Source organism: Vibrio barjaei (genome assembly GCF_001639065.2).
In the GTDB taxonomy this organism is placed as follows: domain Bacteria; phylum Pseudomonadota; class Gammaproteobacteria; order Enterobacterales; family Vibrionaceae; genus Vibrio; species Vibrio barjaei.
Genome location: NZ_LQXO02000053.1, coordinates 355,051 through 373,717, shown reverse-complemented (window position 1 = coordinate 373,717; position 18,667 = coordinate 355,051). Strand labels below are relative to the sequence as shown.

General features: G+C 43.5%; 17 protein-coding genes. 5 read left to right on the top strand and 12 right to left on the bottom strand.

The genetic code is table 11. From position 1 onward, the window contains the following. Window positions 1-9 precede the first annotated feature (9 nt). Window positions 10-621, bottom strand: coding sequence for an AmmeMemoRadiSam system protein A (gene amrA, locus AWH66_RS22300; RefSeq protein ID WP_006070461.1), 612 nt, complete (start codon window positions 619-621; stop codon window positions 10-12). Then, window positions 596-1,399: an AmmeMemoRadiSam system protein B gene (gene amrB, locus AWH66_RS22295; protein ID WP_063603404.1), complete on the bottom strand. Its 804-nt coding sequence runs from the start codon at window positions 1,397-1,399 to the stop codon at window positions 596-598. The genes amrA and amrB overlap by 26 nt, the downstream gene beginning before the upstream one ends. Window positions 1,400-1,468: 69 nt before the next feature. Between amrB and amrS the strand changes: the two genes are divergently transcribed. Then, window positions 1,469-2,548 (top strand): AmmeMemoRadiSam system radical SAM enzyme, encoded by a 1,080-nt coding sequence (amrS, locus tag AWH66_RS22290; protein ID WP_063603405.1) that lies wholly within the window; start codon window positions 1,469-1,471, stop codon window positions 2,546-2,548. 9 nt (window positions 2,549-2,557) lie between these two features. Here the strand turns inward: amrS and AWH66_RS22285 are convergent, their stop codons facing one another. From AWH66_RS22285 to AWH66_RS22260, 6 genes are all read right to left on the bottom strand, one after another. Then, window positions 2,558-3,694, bottom strand: coding sequence for an MFS transporter (locus AWH66_RS22285; protein ID WP_240495658.1), 1,137 nt, complete (start codon window positions 3,692-3,694; stop codon window positions 2,558-2,560). A 127-nt stretch (window positions 3,695-3,821) separates the two neighbouring features. Continuing rightward, entirely contained in the window at window positions 3,822-6,317 is a 2,496-nt protein-coding gene (gene ptsP, locus AWH66_RS22280) for a phosphoenolpyruvate--protein phosphotransferase (protein ID WP_063603407.1), read from the bottom strand. Window positions 6,318-6,326: 9 nt separating this feature from the next. Further along, a complete protein-coding gene (locus AWH66_RS22275; RefSeq protein WP_063603408.1) occupies window positions 6,327-8,930 on the bottom strand; it encodes a glycoside hydrolase family 38 N-terminal domain-containing protein in 2,604 nt (867 codons plus the stop codon). Between the two features lie 96 nt (window positions 8,931-9,026). Beyond that, window positions 9,027-10,139 (bottom strand): PTS fructose transporter subunit IIC, encoded by a 1,113-nt coding sequence (locus AWH66_RS22270; protein WP_063603409.1) that lies wholly within the window; start codon window positions 10,137-10,139, stop codon window positions 9,027-9,029. 2 nt (window positions 10,140-10,141) lie between these two features. Continuing rightward, window positions 10,142-10,447: a PTS fructose transporter subunit IIB gene (locus AWH66_RS22265; protein ID WP_031494346.1), complete on the bottom strand. Its 306-nt coding sequence runs from the start codon at window positions 10,445-10,447 to the stop codon at window positions 10,142-10,144. 50 nt (window positions 10,448-10,497) lie between these two features. Then, entirely contained in the window at window positions 10,498-10,914 is a 417-nt protein-coding gene (locus AWH66_RS22260) for a hypothetical protein (RefSeq protein WP_143081558.1), read from the bottom strand. 293 nt (window positions 10,915-11,207) lie between these two features. Here AWH66_RS22260 and AWH66_RS26025 point away from each other — a divergent pair, with 293 nt between their 5' ends. Next, entirely contained in the window at window positions 11,208-11,357 is a 150-nt protein-coding gene (locus tag AWH66_RS26025; protein WP_006070452.1) for a hypothetical protein, read from the top strand. After that, on the top strand, window positions 11,358-11,855 hold the full coding sequence (locus AWH66_RS22255) for a hypothetical protein (RefSeq protein WP_038226653.1): 498 nt from the start codon (window positions 11,358-11,360) through the stop codon (window positions 11,853-11,855). It begins immediately after the preceding gene. Between the two features lie 65 nt (window positions 11,856-11,920). Here AWH66_RS22255 and AWH66_RS22250 read toward each other — a convergent pair whose 3' ends face one another. Next, window positions 11,921-13,090, bottom strand: a complete 1,170-nt coding sequence (locus AWH66_RS22250; RefSeq protein WP_063603411.1) for an MFS transporter — start codon at window positions 13,088-13,090, stop codon at window positions 11,921-11,923. A gap of 424 nt (window positions 13,091-13,514) precedes the next feature. On the opposite strand from AWH66_RS22250, the gene AWH66_RS22245 reads away from it, so the two are divergent. Together AWH66_RS22245 and AWH66_RS22240 are read left to right on the top strand one after the other, a co-directional pair. Then, window positions 13,515-15,014, top strand: coding sequence for a DUF1800 domain-containing protein (locus AWH66_RS22245; protein ID WP_063603412.1), 1,500 nt, complete (start codon window positions 13,515-13,517; stop codon window positions 15,012-15,014). A gap of 6 nt (window positions 15,015-15,020) precedes the next feature. Further along, window positions 15,021-16,787, top strand: a complete 1,767-nt coding sequence (locus AWH66_RS22240; protein WP_063603413.1) for a DUF1501 domain-containing protein — start codon at window positions 15,021-15,023, stop codon at window positions 16,785-16,787. A 63-nt stretch (window positions 16,788-16,850) separates the two neighbouring features. On the opposite strand, the gene AWH66_RS22235 is transcribed toward AWH66_RS22240, so the two are convergent. From AWH66_RS22235 to AWH66_RS22225, 3 genes are all read right to left on the bottom strand, one after another. Next, complete coding sequence (locus tag AWH66_RS22235; RefSeq protein WP_006070447.1) at window positions 16,851-17,204, bottom strand: SMR family transporter; 354 nt, start codon at window positions 17,202-17,204, stop codon at window positions 16,851-16,853. Between the two features lie 165 nt (window positions 17,205-17,369). Beyond that, on the bottom strand, window positions 17,370-17,876 hold the full coding sequence (locus tag AWH66_RS22230; protein WP_062459191.1) for a hypothetical protein: 507 nt from the start codon (window positions 17,874-17,876) through the stop codon (window positions 17,370-17,372). Window positions 17,877-18,179: 303 nt separating this feature from the next. Continuing rightward, on the bottom strand, window positions 18,180-18,665 hold the full coding sequence (locus tag AWH66_RS22225; RefSeq protein ID WP_062459181.1) for a nitrous oxide reductase accessory protein NosL: 486 nt from the start codon (window positions 18,663-18,665) through the stop codon (window positions 18,180-18,182). Window positions 18,666-18,667: the final 2 nt, after the last annotated feature.

Sequence of the window (18,667 nt, the reverse complement as noted above, 5' to 3'; positions counted from 1 at the left end):
TTAGAATATCTATAGCCTGCGGAATGGGCGGCTTAATGCTTGCACTTCGAAAGTGGCGACTTGTATCGAATCACTCCAAAAATCTAGAGACCACCCGGCTTTTTGTTTTAGGTGTCCTAAGAATTGAGCCGGATTAGGGAGTTGTTCCCAAACTTGGGGTAAGAATAACGCGCCTTTTTTTCCGTCCTTTAACGTCACACCGCACTGGTGCAAGGAAAGGTGCTGTAGTAAGTCTTGTTCCGAATCAACGTACAGGAGTTCGGGTTGTGTCAGTACGGAAACCTCAATGTTAAGCGCTTCGGCTTGATGTTTTTGAAGTGGGGTAAATCGTCTATCTTGGCAAGCCGCTGCCCAAGCTTTTCTCTCTACTTCTAGTACTAAGGGAATCTGTGCCACTGTTGTGCCAATGCAGCCTTGCAGCTGACTGTTTACGGTTAGCGTGACAAAGCAAGCCCCGGGTAAAGCCAAACTTTCTGGGTAATCTTGTACCAGTACTTTCGGTAGCGGTAGTTCGTTCAAATAGCAATGAATGGTGTGTTCAACCACGTCGAGCAACATAGAAAGCTCGCTATGGGTTAGCGTACTTTTCGATGGATTAGCGGCAGATTGTGTAACTGACATAACCAACGACCCTTTGTTTATCACCATATTCAGTGTCTCCGGAATTAATCAAAGCGAGACGCTGTAACTGGTAATGTTTGGTTGAAATAAGATGGATTACGGCATTAACACCGGTTGAACCGCACGCTTCGTGTGGTGTAATCGTCGTCATGCCTGACTCAATTTTGTTGCAGGTCTGCCGGTCAAGGCGTTGGCAATCAGAATAGCGATGAAAGTGACTAAGATCAGTGCTGATCACCAATAAGGTCTTGCTGTCCCATATTGGCTCAATAAGTTTGGCAATCTCTAAGGCACTAACTTGTCCTGTGACGATGGGCAGCAGTTGAAAGTCATCCAATACCGTTTGAAGAAAGGGAAGTTGGACTTCCAAGCTATGTTCTTGAGCATGTGCTTGATCGTTAATCGATACCATGGAATTGTCGGCAAGTAACTCGACACAATCTCGGTCAATGCTCACGCGGCCAAGAGGTGTTTCAAAGGCACCCACAGAAGGTAATGCACATCCGTGAAACGCGACTCGATGACTAGGACCAACTAAAATCACTCGTGAAAACTGCTGTGCGACAGATTGCAACTGATGGTACGCTAATCCTGCTGTTTCTCCTGAAAATACATAGCCTGCGTGTGGAACAATAAGTCCTCGCAGATCATTCTGAACGTTACATGTCTCTGCGTCTCTGACGTTAGGGCCAGTCAATAACTGGTTTACCTGTCTAGTGAGTTGCTCGGTATCCTTGTTATAAAAACGGCCCGCGACAGCAGGAGGTCTAATCGTCATTTTTCCACTCATATAACATCAAATGTATATACTCATTAGTATAGTTTTTGTACTGAATGAAGGTGTGAGATGGAACCAGTTAACGCCAATCACCGTACACAATTTTGGCATTTGCAGGACGATGGAAGAGTCACTTGCACGGTTTGCCCTCGTTTTTGCACCCTCAGAGAAGGCAAGCGTGGCGCATGCTTTGTTCGTCAAGCCATTGATGGTGAGATAGTGTTGACCACCTATGGGCGTTCGAGTGGTTTCTGCATCGACCCTATAGAGAAAAAGCCCCTCAACCATTTTTATCCGGGTAGTTCAGTGCTCTCGTTTGGGACTGCGGGGTGTAATTTAGGGTGCAAGTTTTGCCAGAACTGGAATATCAGTAAGTCTCGTCAAATTGACACGTTAGGCAGTCAGGCAAGTCCTGAGCAAATAGCCTTAACAGCGACGAAACACCAAAGTGATAGCATCGCCTTTACCTACAACGATCCAGTGATTTTTCTTGAATATGCTGTCGATACGGCGCTCGCATGTAAGGAGGTAGGAGTAAATACCGTTGCGGTTTCGGCAGGCTACATGTGTGAGAAGCCAAGAGAAACCTTCTATACAGTGATGGACGCTGCCAACATTGATCTAAAAGCTTTTACTGAGCGTTTCTATCATAAAGTGTGCAGTGGGCAACTTGCTCCGGTATTAGAGACGTTGAAGTATCTTAAGCATGAAACCGATGTTTGGCTTGAAATTACCACTCTGCTTATCCCTGACGAAAACGACAGCTCAGCTGAAATCGATGCCATGACCCAGTGGGTCATGGATAATTTGGGCCCAGAAGTGCCACTTCATTTCACCGCATTTCATCCAGACTTTAAAATGCTCGATAAAACCAGAACACCAGCTGACAGTTTAGTCAGAGCGCGAAACATAGCGCTTAACAACGGTCTTCACTACGTCTATGTGGGCAATGTACACGATGAAGCTTGCAGCAGTACCTATTGCCCAAACTGTCATAATAAAGTGCTCTCACGTAACTGGCACCAACTCGGCGATTGCGCGCTAACTAGCTCTGGAGTTTGCCACCACTGCGGCCACCAAATCGCAGGACGTTTCGCGAAATGCTCCAAGCCGTGGGGAAGAAAGCGGATACCAGTTCAAGCGAGATAAGATACATTGCTATGCGGTCACGATGGATAGTCCTCGCTTCTTGGCGATGAAGGCGAACGAAGCAATAAAGGCATAACACAGGACGGGAATGAGGTAACTAGTAGGGACATCAAACCTGGTGATTAGCATTGCTTGAATCATAGGGATAATTCCGCCACCAATACCGCACATGATGAGAATCGCTGACGCTGCACCACTTGCATCACCGAGTCCTGAAACCGCTCGAGAGAATATGATTGGATACATAAATGAATTGCACAGGCCAATCATTATTAGGGCGACTCCGCCGAAAAGCGACGGCGATAAGATAGCAACTGAAAGTAATATCATCGCGATACACGCGCCAGAGAACAACGTGTTCATCGCGGAAATACGTTGGGCAAAAATGCTGTATCCAAAACGACCAAGCAGGGAGCCAGCCCAGTATAAGCTCATTAATGTCGCTGCAACTGGAGCACTGAATCCTCCAATGTTGGGGTCAGAAAGATAACTTATCGTGACGGTACCAATCGACACCTCGACCCCAACGTAAACAAAGATAGTTGCAGCACCAAAAATAAACTGAGGCTGGTGTCGTAAGGTAGCTAGGTGACTTAGAATTTTCACGCTCTCCACGCTTCGATAATCGGTTATCGACGAGGAGTACAAAGTACAGGCAAGCAAAACAAGCAATGCGGATAAAACTAGGTAAATGTTGGATAGTCCGATGGAAATCATAGCGATACCAAGAACAATAGGACCGATGGTTGTACCTAACGAATTGAACGTTGAAGCGATCGTTAACCTCTTAGTTTCGTTCTGTGCGTTACTGGTTCTGATGATGTACGGGTTAGCGACAACCTGCAAAGCCGCGACTCCCATAGCGGTGATAAAAACGGCACTTAACGCGAAGACAAAACTTTCAGCATAAAGGCTGATACACAAACAGAGCGAGCCCAAAAATGTGAGTATGAGCGCAACCGTCAGGCTTAACTTATACCCTTTGCGTGCCATTAAAGCAGAAGTAGGAATGCTTATGGCAAAAGGAGCAAAATAAAAAGCCAGTTGAACAAGCATTGACTGTTCGTAGCTTAGTGAAAATGTCGATTGAAAATAGGGGACTAATATACTGTTTGCAGAAGTTAGTAGACCCCAACTGAAAAACACAGCAGATAGCAAAATTAAGGATTGAGATGATTTGGAAGCCACTGAAATATAGGTCCACACTTCTGTGGACCTCCTCCGACGAATACTGATGGTTAATTGCTTATCAGCAATCAGGTAAGAACAAGCTTTAGGCGTTGATTGCGTTATTCAAAATGTCGATGACTTGCTTCCGTTCATGAGCTTGCTGCAAAGAGAGACGGAAATCTTCATGCATGAGTTTGCGTGCTATTTTCGAGAAAATCTTCATATGTGAATCCTTACCCTCTTCAGTGACAGTAAGCATGATAATAATATCTACATCGACATCCTCACCCCAAGAGATAGGGGTGTCTAAGGTGAGAACTGAGACACTATTATGCGAGACACTGGAAGATTTACAGTGAGGAATCGCTACTGAAAACCCCAGTGCGGTTGAAAACACGGCTTCTCTGTCCCAAATCGCTCGTTCAACCTCATTTGCACAACCTGTGCGCTCGTTAATCTCTAAGTTATCGCAGAGTAGCTTTATGGCTTCTTCTTTCGATGTAATAGATTGTTGAGTAAATACGAGCGCTTCATCGAGTGTTTCTTTGCTGTCACTGCTGTTGTAAAACGCTGCGACACGCGCTTTCACTTGCTCGCTATTAGTTAAGGTAAGTACTTCATTAACTAAAGTTTCACACTCGTTTACGGTAAGTCGAGTTAAGGCACGTTTACTTGCGGCTATTTTCGAGGCTGCCATAGAAAACTGTGTGAGTCCACAACCCAGTAATAAGGGCTGCGCGATAGGGTCAGCAGCGAACTCGCCACACAGACTAACCTCTAACTTGGCCGCTTTTGCCGAACCAATCAACTGCTTTAGAAATGCGATAAAGGCAGGGTTGAAGTGGTCGTAAAGGCCTGCGATGGTTTTATTTCCTCGGTCACATGCAAAGAAGTATTGCGCTAGGTCGTTACTACCAATAGAAATGAAATCGATGAACTCAGATGCCTGTTCGAAGATGTAAGCAATGGAAGGAACCTCTGCCATTGCACCAAGACGGATATCGCCTAACTGATGCCCTTCATTGGCAAGTTCGATAGTCAGTTCGTCAATGAGCTCTCTGCACCAGATGATTTCATTAAGGTTAGAAATCATAGGTACCATGATAGACACTTCACCAAAACAACTGGCTCTAAGTAATGCGCGAAGCTGAGAACGTATAATGGCGTCATATTGAGGGTACATTCTGACAGCACGATAACCTAAGAAAGGGTTGTCTTCTGCTGGAAAACCCATATAAGCACAAGGTTTGTCACCGCCTATATCGAGGGTTCGAATCACCACCTTGTTTCCTTGGCTATGTTTCACAACATCTGAATAATGTTGGAATTGCTCTTCCTCAGATGGTGGAGTAGTGCGCTCGCAGAACAGCATTTCAGTTCGATATAGCCCTATGCCATCTGCTCCAGACGAATAGATACCTTGAGCTTCTTCGCTTGAGACTATATTGGCGAGAACGTTAACCTTTTCTTTATCGAGTGTCGTTACTTTAAGATCCTTAAACTCCTCGGTTTGAGCCGAAAGTGTGTGGAGTTTTTTGCTCTCTAGTTGATAGAACGCATCACAAGCTTCGTTACTCTCTAAAATCAATGCGCCACTAATGGCATCAACAACGAGCCGTTGGCCTTCGATAATCTGTTTAGTAAGGTTTTCTATTCCGACTAAAACAGGAATATTAAAAGAGCGAGCCAAGATGATGGTGTGAGAAGTGCTGCCACCTTCACCCATCACAATACCTTGAATTAGAGCCTTCGGAAGAGCAAGAAGCTGGCTCGGGGTGAGTAGCGTGTCCGAGACCAAGATAGTTGGTGCTGTGATCGTCGGCATTTGACTCAGGTCTTCATCGCGCACAATGCTAGCAAGTTGAAGCGCGATATCTTTGATATCGAGCGCTCGTTCTTTCAAATAGTCACTAGCGCTGTTTTCGAGTGGCGCACATAATTTGTCACATGCGTTTGCGATCGCATCAAGAGCGTTTAACGCTTTATTTTGCATCATTAGAGCACGACTTAGCTCTTCATCTTGGGCAATCTTCAAGTGTGCTTCGAGTATCTCTTTACAATCGCCTTCAGAGCCAGCTTGCTTCTTCAAAAGGTTTAATTGTAACGCTTTCAAAGCACTCTGTAATTCACTCTCGATACAAGATGACGTCTGGCTCGGTAATGAAGCGGCCATTTTTCTGAGGTCAGTTTGTTGCCAGAGAGTAGCACTAGCCTCACCCAAACCGACTGAAGCAACGGTACCTCGTACATAACGAGGTGCTGCACGCATTAAACCAACGGGAAGAGGTTGTTCGCTTAATTGGACACTCTGTGTGTCTATCGCATTGTCGATATGGCTGAGTTCAGTATCAACAAATGCTTGAAAAAAGAGAAGTGCCTCGTTGGCGTCTGAGCCAGTGAAAATAAACTGGCAATGATCGCCTTCCAAGATATCGGCACTAATCATAGACAAGACACTTTTCGCATTAGCAGTTTTATCTTTTGAGCTGTTGACTAAGAGAATGTCGCAGTTGAATCGATTTGCTCGTAGCTCAATTTCTTTGGCAGGTCGCGCATGTAAACCATTTGGTAGTGGGCAGATAAAATTAAGATTAGTCATTGTCGTTTCTCATAGTGCTTTGGTTGCAAGGCTTATTGTTACTGGTCGGCATGGTGGTATGTCTGCCGTTTTTTCTACTGGGCTACGTTCGTCTAGTTGAACATTTTGGTATGAGTAAGGAGTTTGAATATCGCCAAATTCGCACGAAGATAAAGTAGGGTTGAAAGCACGTAAAATAATTTGTTCTGAGTGCTCAGATTTCTTTAATGTACTGAAGTGCAGAGAATTGTTCCATTCGACCAGGCTTTGTGATTCTGGGACGACAAGCGTTGTAGGGTTGAGTCTGAACCTTGCCCAGTCAGTGCCGACATGGCTGATGACGGGTGTATTGATACACTCAACGGTTTGCCAGTAGTCAGCTTCCTCTTCACTACAGAAAGGAACCAGAGAAAGAGAGAACTGATGACGGCCTTGAATTTGAGAGTCAGGAGCAGGAAGGACCATACCAGAGGCACGACCTGGTCGATAAGTGAGATTTGCTTGTCCAAGCCAGCCAACGCTGCGTAGTAGGGTAATAGCAATAGAGTTAGGTGTGTCTTGATGAAACTCGTATTCGCGTAATCCTTTTGTGACAACACCTAACCCTCGCAACGCATTACGATGTAGCACCATTGATTGCATCGGATAGTTAGCAACGGGCGCTTCAGTCCACGATTCTTGTTGCCAGATATCAAGCTCACTCGGTACGTTCTCTCGAGTGACCAAGCCAAATGGTTGGTCTGCCATGTGTTGTGAGCACTCAATGCCAGTAGGGAAGTTGATTTGTAAACGGTGGTCCAAAACGCAGTTATCTAAATCAACGTCTACATCAATGGCAGGACGATCATTACGTAGAGTGATTTTGAGAGAAATAGGAAGTCGAGTTGAAGCGACGTGTTGCTTTCTCTCATCAAGGTTTTTAGGAAGCACCATGGAGAAATTTAATGTCATGGTTGACGTTAATACGCCTGTTTCTACAGACACGGTGTGTTCGGCGCTCTTACTGCTAATTACCCAATCATTGAGGAGTGGAGAAAAATTGTAGTTGTCACCTTCGTCAGAACCATCACAGATTTCGAACAGGTTCGGGTATTGAGCACCATTCCTATGGTCGACAAGATGCAGTGTACCGTTAGTTTGGTATTCAAGCGTGAACCATTGGTTACTGATTACTGATTCTTGGCGGCGGATTGTGTCAGAGTTAGTTGCACTTAGCTTATCTTCTTGAAGGTAAATCGTTGTATAACCACATGCAGGGATATCCTTAACACTCACCATCATGGAGATTTTTCTATACCAAGTTGTTGTTGTGTTATTCGACAGTTCCTGAATGATCGTCGACATATCTTGTTGAGATTCGTCAATGATTTGATATTGCAGTTCGTTACCTTGCCTATCGACGATTTTAAATTGGTCAGATGGGGTGTAGATGGTAACTTCAACCAAACTGTCACGTTTCTTCGGAACACTATTGAAGACTACGATTTTTGTGCCATCGACAGAGGCTTGAATACCTTGCGTTAACTTTCTGAAGTTGAGTTCTAACAATTGCTCAGCGGTTTCGATGCCTGACAAAAGACGATTAAGAACCATTGCATTTACACGGTCTGAGTTGCAACCACCGATACTATCGTGTGCATGACTTTTCATGGCTTCACGCCAGATCTGATTAACGGCATTTTGTGGGTAAGGCAGTCCATTGGTGTAGTTTAATGCCAGCAAAGGCTCCAAATAACGACTGACTAGGGTTTCTAACTTTTCGTTCGCGAGCTTAATATCCATTCGTGTCGAGAAAATGCCACGATGAATTCTCATATACTTAGGATCGAGCATTTCACCTTTGAAGCAATTTAGAGTGGGCGCCGATGTAGCAAGTGCATCGAAATAGTCATCGAAAGAACTGTTCACAAAGTGAAATTCATCTTGAGTTTGGTTGGCATGATCAAGAAGGTTAACTACCTGAAACTCAAAAGGTGATTGGTCATTGCCATTCGGAAGCATGACGTGCTCACTCGCTGCGAACTGGCATTGCTTTCGTGCATTGGAAGTAATAGCTTCGGTAAAACTCATAGGGTCAGTAGGTAACCATTTTGAACACCCATAACCCCATGGAAAGACTGCTGTTGTTATCTCACTCCCATCTTGGCTCTGCCACTGAAATTCTGTATTGGCGACGAGTCGTTCAGACCAACCACGCCATAGAACTGCTCGATCAATATTGAATTGATTTAATAGCATTGGTAGTTGTTCTGTTTGCCCAAAGGAATCAGGAACATAGCCGATTTTCATCGCTTGTCCATATTTCTCACAGTCGCTCATCCCAAGCAGTAGGTTACGAGTGATTGACTCAGCACTGACGGTGAGAAAGTCCGTTTGAGTATACCAAGGGCCAATCAATATTCTTTGGTTTTTGATAAGTTTTTCTAATCTTTCTTTATGTCCTGGTGCAACTTGAAAATAGTCGTCTAATACAACGGTTTGAGCATCTAATACAAAAGGTCCGATATTATTATCTTGTTCCAAATTAGACATTAAATCGTCCATAAAATAATAAAGTAGTGCTTTTGAATCGTTCTCAGTAAAATACCATTCGCGATCCCAATGGGTATGCTGAATTAAGTGAATAGTTTTCATAAGGCGTGATTAACCCCAGAGCATGGGCTCTAATAGTTTTATAATGAAGGTATATCTCAGGGCTAGGTGACTAGCCCTGAACTAAGAAGTATTTGTTTAACGGGAAACGGTAAATTTGGGTGCGTTTTCCGTTTTGTCTTGCTTTGTAGTTTGTTCTCCATTGAAAACCAACAGGGAACCTACAGCAATGATGGCCGAGCCCGTTGCTATTGCTAAGACGTAAACAAACCAGCTTTCAACAGCAAGCCAGCCGTAGAAACCTGAGATTGGCGCTTTGTTTACAGCTCCTAAGCCTACTGCCATAGCGGCACCAACGGCAGAGCCCAAAACGTTTACTGCAATGATCTTTGGATTAGCCAGTGCAAAGGGAATAGCGCCCTCTGACACACCGATTAGCCCCATCAGTGTTGATGCTTTCCCTGCTTCTTGAAGTGATGCAGGAAAGCGAGATTTCCAGATTAACGTCGCAACACCAATACCAATAGGCGGAATAATAATAGCGACTTGGGCTGCTGTATTTGGGTCATAAATGCCAGAAGCCAATAGAGCCATAGCCGTAGTGACTGCCGCTTTATTGATTGGACCTCCAAGGTCAAAGCCGACCATGCCACCGACTACCGCTGCAAGAACGATTTTGTTTCCGTCAGACATCGAGAGTAGCCATGTTTCTAGACCTCTATTCAATGCCGCCATTGGGTCGCCGATTACGTAAGACATTAGTGCGCAAACGAGCAGAGTACCGCCAACAGGAATAATAAAAATTGGTCCGGCAGAAGCTAGTGACTTTGGTAGCTTAATTTTGGTAGCTAGATATTTTACGATGTAACCAGCGAGAAGGCCCGCGGCAAGCGCCCCTAGGAAACCAGTACCGATTTTACCGGCAAGCAAACCACCAATCATGCCTGGTGCTATCGCTGGCTTATTAGCGATAGCAAACGCGATGTATCCTGCAACAACAGGTAACATTAGCGATAATGCCATACCACCGAAGCCGTCAAAGTCGTGAAACAGTCTGACTAGTTGATGTACCGATTCAGAATGACTGCCATCCCAAATGTTATCAACACCATAAAACGAGGCACCGATACGAGCAACTCCCATCAGTACCGCGCCGGCAATGATGAAAGGGAGCATATATGACACACCGGTCATGATGGCATTCTTAATTTCAGTACCTACTGATTTTTGTCCTGCATTGAACTGGCTCATAATTACACCTCCGCTGTTAGCGCCTCAAACAAAGCAGAGCCGTGCTTAATCGGATCTGCTACTTTGCATTCAATTTTAGGAAGTGAAGCGAAACGCTCTACACCATTTATTGCCACATCAGCTGCGATAATAGCAGCGTCAGCTCGCGCAATATCTTCAGGTGTAATTTCGTTTTCAGCTCCCATACTACCTTGAGTCTCGACTTTAATTTCAAGTCCCAATTCCTTGGCTTTAACTTCAAGCGCTTCAGCGGCCATATAGGTATGAGCTACGCCAGTAGGGCAAGCGGCAACGCACACGATGAACATAATGTAATCCTCTTTTTATTGTAAAAAAAAAACACACAACTGCGATAACGCTAGTTGTGTGTTTTTTTGATGTTTCTATCAACTAATGTAAGAAAAGCGTAGGCTTTCTCAAGTACAGAGTACTGACATGCTTTTAAAATCTCTGTAAATCCTACAATGGCAATAAAGCTCAATACAAGACGTAGTAGACGAGCGTGTTGCACAGCGTACATGTATTCATGGTTGAATCGAGTTGTTGCCATTGGAAGAGAAATTGCTCTAAATGGAGGGATGAGTTCGGCGCTCTTAGTCCATAAGTTAGAGTATTGCTCTGCAAGATTGAGCTCGTCTGTTGCGAGTTCTGATTGAGATGCGTTTGTCAGTTTATCTACGGAATCAATAGATTGTGGTATGAAAAACAAACAAAAAGAACGAAGTGCAAGCAATACCAGCTTGATGCACTCCGTAACTTTTAGTTTAAATTTCATTGTTGGTTTCATTTTATCTATCCAGTTCCATATTGATGGTTATATTATATTTGAATTCAAAGTATATCCGTGATTGAGATCTCAAATACAATTTAGCTTTAAATAATTACTCTGCTTTCAATTAGTAAATACATTTTAATAATTTTTGTGGATTAGTTTAAGTAATGGATTTTCTGGGGATGTGTGATTGATTTGAGTCCGTTAGTCGATAAGACTTTAGTCTCGTTCCCTTGAAGAGTTGGGGTATAGCGACTAATTTTGATCATATCTAGATACTGCATAAGGAAATGCATATGGATATTGTCGTGATGCTTACCAGTGGTCAGTTTGGCGTGTTAGAGGACTGCGAAAGCCTTGAGTTAGAAGGTGAGATGGTGGAGTGTTGGGTCGAGGCTGAGGAGAGCTTCGAGTATCGTTCTGGACAAGTAGAAAGAGTGCTCTAGATGAAAAAGTGGATACTACCTGTGATTTTGGGGTTGCTGGTGGCTTACGATTGGTCTTTTTCAAGGGATGCGTTGGACAGCGAAGACTTTGTCGCCTCCTTTGATAAGCAATCCCCCGATGAAAATGACGTGAAATATCATTTGGATACTTTAACGGCTAACAAAAGCCAGTTAGATGCGGCATTAACCTACTACTATCTAGCCATTTTAGTGACTGAAAAAGATACTGAGATGAAAAAAGACCGTGTTGCGTTAGCTAAACAGCTGGGTGAAAAGCGGCAGGACGTTATTGATAGTTATCGGTTTTCAGAAAAAAATGTTGCTACGTATGATCAGGTTCTTAAGTACGTTGCCGATAGTATTACTTCCGACGAAAAGCGATACAACCGTTGGTACCAGATTCAATTGGCGGGGCAGGGCGACGTAAATCAACGTCTTGTTAAAGTCAATGACATGCACGCCAGCTACTCTCATTGCCAACTTGGTACCTATTGTTAAGCACGAATAAGGCCGTCATCGACGGCCTTATATAGTTATGTGTGTTAAAACGTGGCTTACCTGAGTTATTTCTTAACTACTAGATTAAGGACGAGCAACAGCGCGATAGGAAACAGTGAGGCAATTAACATCCATGCCCAGCCTTGGGTATAGAGAACGAATCCCGCTCCTAAAGAACCTGCCGCTTGAAATCCAGTAATAGAGAAATCGTTTACGGCTTGCACTTTGAATCGCTCACTAGGCGTGTATGTTTGAGGTAATAATGTTGTCCCTCCGATAAATAAGAAGTTCCAACCCACACCAAGCGCTACTAACGCCCACCAGTAATGGTGTACGGAATGCCCTAGTAGAGCGATGGCAATACAAGTAAGGAATATAATGCAACCTAAGGATATCAACTTGTAGAGACCGATGCGTTTAATGATCAGCGGAGTGATTAATGATGGTAAGTACATTGCCATGACATGACTCTGAATGACCCATTTTGCGCTTTGGATATCATGTCCATGACCTGACATCGCAAGCGGTGTCGCGGTCATTAAGAAAGCCATAACCGCATAAGCGGTAAGTCCAGAACCGATAGCGAGCCAAAGTAGAGGCTGTTTAAATAGAAGTGAAAGGGTGCGCGCTTCACCTGCCTCGTTACTGTTATCGTGTATCTCTAGGGGTTTCATTGCGATAGCTAGAATAAGGGCACCAACGATCTCTAAAGTCCCTAGTGCCGCATACGCCCGAGCGTAATCAGACTCAAACATTGGGATAAACTGGCCTAAATTGAGCAGTTCAGGACCAACCCATGCTGCTGCAATGCCACCTACTAAAACCAAACTGATCACACTGGCGTGTTGAGAGGGGTTTGCACAACTCTCTATTGCTGCGAATCGATATTGACCGACGTAAGCTAACTGAGTACCAAGAATAAAAGTGCTCAGTGAGAATCCCCAGAAACTGCCATTATCGATGTTCCAAGCTGCAAAGAAGGCCGCGATGCTGCTTACTAGCGCAGCGATGACAAAAGCGCGCTTTCGACCGATTTTTCTTTGGATACGAGCTGCGGGAAAGATATTAAGCGATACGCCTAAAATCAAAGCAGTGACCGGAAAAGTAGCGAGGGTTGGGTCACTATGAAGACTGGTACCGACAATGCCTCCCAAAAATACATTTAAAGCGCCTACAGAGAGGACAAAAGGCTGGACAGTGGCAAGTAACCAAGCATTCCATGGCAGAGATCTCATGATATTTCTTACTAGTAGCACATTAGTTTAGCCTCTATGGTGCAGGAACTAGCTAGAAAAGCAATCTATAATTTTTTTAAAAATCGGTTATTTGCTCACCTTATAAAATTCTTCGATGAAAATTGGAATATTTAATCTAGATTATCGACGATTGACAATCGCCTAAAAAATACTTTTGTTTTTCGTGAGTTATTTTGATCTATTTGTTATTAAAGTAATTGTTCTTATTTTAATGTATTCTATTATGTTATTTAAAGTCTAATTGTTGTGGTTAATATAATCTGTCGATAAGTGTTTGTATTGTTTTTTATATATGTGATTTTGCTTCAGTGGAATTATTTTAAATCTGGTTTTTGTGTTTGAAATATATTTTGTTGGTACTAGTTTTATAAATGCGGGCTAGGGAGTAATATAAGGAATAACTATGGATGGTTTATCATATAAACAGGCGTCTAAATTTCTTGATACAGCGACTATGGGAATTAAGAAAGGCGATGTTGAAGCGTTATTAGTTAATGATGATAGAAACGGTTGGATCGACCAACAGATTAACCTCAGTTACACAAACCATGTTTCACAAACGTTAGTGCAGCAGCAACAGCGTGGTCAAACAACCCTTACTCAGGAAATGAGAGTCTGTGCTTGGTTTGATCTTGCACTGCAAGATGAGGCTCAGTTACGTCAACGAGTTGCTTTCGCACTCAGTCAAATTCTGGTTGTGGGCGACCGCGATGCGCAGTTGGCACCGTATCCGTTAGAGTTAGCCAACTATTATGACATTCTGACAACATACGCTTTTAGCGACTACAAAACGCTGCTTTACCATGTCACACGCTCACCCATCATGGGGCATTACTTGACTATGGTGGGTAACCTTCCCAAGTCTCAAACTGGTGTGAATCCAGATCAAAACTATGCACGAGAAATCATGCAGTTGTTTACGATAGGTCTAAATAAGCTTAATCCAAACGGAACACTTTATTTAGACCAGCAAGGTAACCCCGAAGCTAATTATGACGATACCGATGTAGAGGATATGGCAAGAATATTTACTGGTTGGTTTATGTCTAATAGCAGCATGAATGCTCCAATGGAAGCGAACGATGTATACCACGATATGGAATCAAAAGAGGTTTTAGGAGAAAGTTTTCCGGCTGGTGTTGGAGCGGAGCAAGAACTCGAGCACGTGCTGGATGTATTAGTCAAGCACCCTAATACCGCCCCGAATATTTCTACCTTGTTGATTAAGCGATTTGTCACCTCTAATCCGACTCCGGCCTATGTAGGACGAGTCTCATCCGTGTTTAAACAAACGGATGGAGACCTAGCGGCAGTGATTAAAGCAGTGTTACTTGATGACGAAGTAAATGCCGAAGGAAGTTTGTTTCGCGCGAAACTTCGTGAGCCCATATTGGCCATGACCTATCTGTATCGTGCCTTGGATTGCAAACCGGGGGCAGGCGCAACTATCACACCAAACGCCATGCTATATCAAGACACTTTTGGTCAATATCCACTGGGTTCACCTTCGGTATTTAATTTCTACTCTCCGGATTACCTACCAATGGGCGGTCTTGGCGAGCAAGGGCTAACTGCTCCTGAGCTTGAGATCATTGATTGGAACCAAACCGTTAAAATGAGCAATATTGCTTGGAAACTGGTTACCGATAATGGTTATAAAACTAGCTCAAATAGTTCTGGAGAACTCTATCCGGATGTGTCGGATTTCGTATCGGCATCTGGAGACTACTCACAGCTTATAAATTTAATTGCAAATCGATTCTTTGGGGGAGAAGTTCCTGCAGATTTAGCGCCTCGATTTGAAGGTTTATGGAATGCGAAAAGCGATAATAATAAACCCTACTCGGTATCAGCCATGCTTTATTTTGCATTTATTTCTCCCAACTTTATGGTTCAGGAGTAAAGTACTATGAAATTAACAAGACGTAATTTTATTAAAAGCACTCTTTATAGTTCTGCAGCAACTTCTATTCCATTGACGTTATCATTGCCGTCGAGCGCTTTAGCAAATGAAGGAAGTGATTATAAAGCCCTGGTTTGTTTATTTCTCTATGGTGGCAATGATTCTTTTAATATGCTTGTTCCAAAAGATGGAGAAAATTTAAATAATTATAGAGATTCCCGGCCAGATATTCAGTTATGGGATCATGAGGTGTCGAAAATTGGTCATATTATGGACGACAATCAGCAATCTTTAGCCCTCAATGCTGCTATGCCCAAAATATCCAGTTTGTTCGAGGCCAAAGTGGCGACAAGTATCGTTAATGTTGGTTCATTAATTGAGCCCACGACCAAGGAAAACTATAACAGTGTCAAACGCTCTCCCAATTTGGGGGCGCATAATAAGCAGCAACTGGCATGGCAGCGAAGCTGGGAGACAAGTCAATATCATCCTTACGGTTGGGCTGGAATGATGATGGACCTACTTGCGACAGGGGCTGAATCCATTTCACCTAATCTGTCTTTCAGTGGCAACGAGCTAATGAATGGTTCGGGAGTCCAAGATCTTAGAGTGAGTTCATCGGGAATTCGTGCAATGTCCTCTTTGTCGGTAAATTCAGTAAACAATAATATTACCAAACTACTTGCTGATAACAATGCATCGGAATTTGGTAAGGCATACTTGCAGAGCTTCCAAGACATCCTAGATTTTCAAGATACATTGGGAAATCTGCTCGACCAATACCCAGAAGACCCGAGCATTCCTTCTAGTTATCTTGGATCTCAATTCAAAATGGTTAAAAGGCTTATCCAATCAAGTGGCGGTCTCAATCAAGCACGTCAGGTATTCTTTGTATCGCTAGGTGGGTTCGATAATCACAGCAATCAGCGTGGTAAACACGATGGTTTGTTGACTACGATTGACGATGCTGTTTCCGCATTCTATGCCTCACTTGAGGCTGATGGATTGCAAGATAGCGTAGTAACTTTCACTATGTCTGACTTCGGTAGAACCATTCAAAATAACAGCAATCGAGGCACAGATCATGGGTGGGGAAGTAACCAATTGGTCATAGGCGGCAATGTAAAAGGCGGCAAAGCTTATGGTCGCTATCCAGAGTTTGTTAAGGATGGTCCAGACGCAATAGGTAACAAGTTCATACCTACCACAGCGTCGGAACAGTATGCTGCGACATTATGTCGATGGTTTGGCTTATCGGAGTCAGGAGTTGATTATATATTCCCAACTTTGTCGCCAGACAAGGAAAATCACTTTCCAAGTCGTTACTTAGGTTTCTTAGGACAGGATTTAACGGAAAGCGAAAATCTAGCAATCGTCGGTGTCGCAGCCTCTGTGACACGAGTGGATCATACGCCAGAGATGGCTATTGATGGTGACCCTACGACAAAATGGACGGCTAAAGGCGAAGGAATTCATTTTGATATTACGTTGTCAGAGACATCTAGCCTTGATGTGCTACGTTTTTCACAAGCTAAGGGCGATGTAAGGCAGTACTTTATGGATATATCGGTAAGTAGCGATGGAGTGCAGTTCACTAAACTCATGAGTTATCAAACTCCGGGAGATACAACTGGTTATGTGGACGTTGAGCTTGGTGGTCAACAGGCTCGTTTCCTAAGAATTACTTGTAACGGCAATAATGACCCTGTGAACAGCAAGCTACTCAAATGGAACAACTTCCAAGAAATTGAAGTATGGGGTAAGCCTGTTTAGATTATTACAAATAGCTGAGGGCCCAAATCAGGGCCCTCAGTGAATTCATCGATGAGGTCGAGATCAGTGACCTACGGTTTTCGAAAGTAAGTTGACGACAAGAACACCAGATAGAATAAGCCCGATTCCGACAATTGCCGCTAGGTCCAATTTTTGTCCGTATGCAAAATATCCTACCGTTGCCACTAGGACGATGCCTGCACCGCTCCAGATCGCATAAACCACACCAACCGGCATACTTTTAACGGTGACAGATAGCAAAAAGAAAGCCACGGCATAGCCGATACCAACTACTAGGCTAGGAGCCAGCTTGGTAAATTGTTCTGTCTTAGGAATAAACGAAGTTGCGATCACTTCAGTCACAATGGCTATTGAAAGTGCAATAGCTGGAGGCAGAGAAACAAGAGTTTGAAACATACTGCATTACCACCAAACAAGTGAATACGAAACCGCTCGTATTCTGATGGGCGAGAGTATAAATAATTTCAAAAACTTTGGTAGTGTTGGTTGGGTAAATGATTATTACACCAAAGAGATAATAGATAAGTGAGCGCGGCCATGACAGACCGCGCCCACGTAGTGTTATGCTTGCTGAGCTACAAGTGCCTTTCTCTCAAGTAATTTAGCAATCGCAGTAACACCAGCAATGTACATAGCGCCACCAAGAAGAGCCACTGCCATCCAAGAGAAGCCATGCTCAACAACATGGTCTTTGTGAAGAATACACATTACAACATAAGCGAACGTAATATAGCTAAATGCAAAGTGAGCAATTGGCCCCATGCCAATAGTAATCAGAACAACACCAGCAACGTAAATGTAAAACGCATTCTCACCTCCAACGATAGGCGCTAGTGCTCCCAAGGTTGCAGGTATAAGCATTCCCATAGCGATACCTACAATACCAGCTGCGAAAATGTTCTTAAGTTTGCTTAGGTCAAATTTTGCTTCAAAGAAAAAGATAAGCGCAAGAAATGCAGGCCACTTATCGTGAATGCCTAACTTCTGAAGAATAACCGTACCGGCTACGATCCAGATTGTTAGCATTAGCGTTTTTGTCATATGTGCTGAATTGAATACTTGATTCATTATTGGATTCTCTAAATAGGGTGTTCTAGGAGGTTGGGCGCGGATTCTATCTAGAGTGAAGGACAGCGTCACTAGGTGAAAAAAAGGTTCTATGCGAACAGGTTAGGAGTGGATGACCAACCTATTAATTGAACACATTGATGTGCAATTATTAGGCAGGGGCTATATTTTGTTCTAATACTGATGTCTTTAATAATAAAATTTGAGAATGGCAATGTGAGTTATGCTGGCGTAGGAAGAAGGAATACCGAACCTATCGACATGTCACGAAGGCTCGATATTTCCGAGAGGAGTCGACTTTAGTTAAAGAATATCTATGGTTATTTCATCAAACTTATAAACCTTGCCACCAAACTGTTCACTAAAGAAATCTGCATCACTCTGCTTGCTAAAGCTAGCAAGTGTTTTACCCATTGCACCCTTTTGGGTCGACCCTATAACGTACCACGCTTGTTTGCCATCGATGAAGTAATCGTCCTCTGGCTTTTGCCATGGTGTTTTACTCATATCGTGCACAAATATCTGCTCAATCTGTCGTTGGTTCTCTGGCTGTAATAAGTAGCTAAACATATCTCGTGTTGAACAGAATCGTACTGTATTTTCTTCACCTTTTTGGTAGGCCTGACCTTTAGGCCCAGGATAATTCTTAATTACCATTCCACAGACATGACATTCATCAGCGGCTTCGATAGCTTGAGCTTGTTTGACCATCTGTTGTTGCTCTGACTCACCACATCCAAACAGAATCAGTGCCATCAGAGTAACAAACATACATTTTACGACGTTCATAA